Source organism: Tritonibacter aquimaris, assembly GCF_009617595.1.
In the GTDB taxonomy this organism is placed as follows: domain Bacteria; phylum Pseudomonadota; class Alphaproteobacteria; order Rhodobacterales; family Rhodobacteraceae; genus Epibacterium; species Epibacterium aquimaris.
The window spans coordinates 1-1,325 of record NZ_WIXK01000022.1; the positions used below are offsets into that span (position 1 = coordinate 1).

A 1,325-nucleotide genomic window follows, 5' to 3' on the forward strand; every position below is an offset into this window, starting at 1 on the left:
CCTGGCAATGTCCTACTTTCACATAGCAAATGCTACACTATCATCGGCGCTGTTTCGTTTCACTACTGAGTTCGGCATGGGGTCAGGTGGGTCCAAAACGCTATGGTTACCAAGCAAATTAGGTGCAAAGGAGTAATGATAAGCACGTAGTGCTACTATTTCCTTTGCGCAAGGTGCCTCAATGTTAACGCTACGCGCTAAGAGTCACCTCATAAATTTGGAAAATTCTGATAATATTTTTTAAGTCTAAGTATCTATCTACTTTAGCTATTAACTTCTGTCGCTTGTTTCTGTCACAAAACGCGTTTGGCGTTGTATGGTTAAGCCTCACGGGTAATTAGTACAAGTTAGCTTAATGGCTCACACCACTTCCACATCTTGCCTATCAACGTTGTAGTCTTCAACGGCCCTTCAGAGACTTTAAAAGTCTAGTGAGAAATCATCTCGAGGCCTGCTTCGCGCTTAGATGCTTTCAGCGCTTATCAGTTCCGAACGTAGCTACCGGGCAATGCCATTGGCATGACAACCCGAACACCAGCGGTTCGTTCACTCCGGTCCTCTCGTACTAGGAGCAACCCCTCTCAATTCTCAAACGCCCACGGCAGATAGGGACCGAACTGTCTCACGACGTTCTAAACCCAGCTCGCGTACCACTTTAAATGGCGAACAGCCATACCCTTGGGACCGACTTCAGCCCCAGGATGTGATGAGCCGACATCGAGGTGCCAAACACCGCCGTCGATATGAACTCTTGGGCGGTATCAGCCTGTTATCCCCGGAGTACCTTTTATCCGTTGAGCGATGGCCCTTCCATTCAGAACCACCGGATCACTATGACCTACTTTCGTACCTGCTCGACGTGTCTGTCTCGCAGTTAAGCTGGCTTCTACCATTACACTAACCGTACGATGTCCGACCGTACTTAGCCAACCTTCGTGCTCCTCCGTTACTCTTTGGGAGGAGACCGCCCCAGTCAAACTACCCACCAGGCACTGTCCGTAACCCCGATTCAGGGGCCAACGTTAGAACATCAAAACTACAAGGGTGGTATTTCAAGGACGACTCCACAACAACTAGCGTCGCTGCTTCAAAGTCTCCCACCTATCCTACACATGTAGGTTCAATGTTCAGTGCCAAGCTGTAGTAAAGGTTCACGGGGTCTTTCCGTCTAGCCGCGGGTACACAGCATCTTCACTGCGATTTCAATTTCACTGAGTCTCGGGTGGAGACAGCGTGGCCATGGTTACACCATTCGTGCAGGTCGGAACTTACCCGACAAGGAATTTCGCTACCTTAGGACCGTTATAGTTACGGCCGCCGTTTAC

General features: G+C 49.4%; 2 rRNA genes. Both read right to left on the bottom strand.

Going from position 1 to position 1,325, the window contains the following annotated elements:
- Nucleotides 1-114, bottom strand: a 5S ribosomal RNA gene (gene rrf / locus GG681_RS17595); the annotation flags it as partial.
- A 202-nt stretch (nucleotides 115-316) separates the two neighbouring features.
- A 23S ribosomal RNA gene (locus GG681_RS17600) occupies nucleotides 317-1,325 on the bottom strand; the annotation flags it as partial.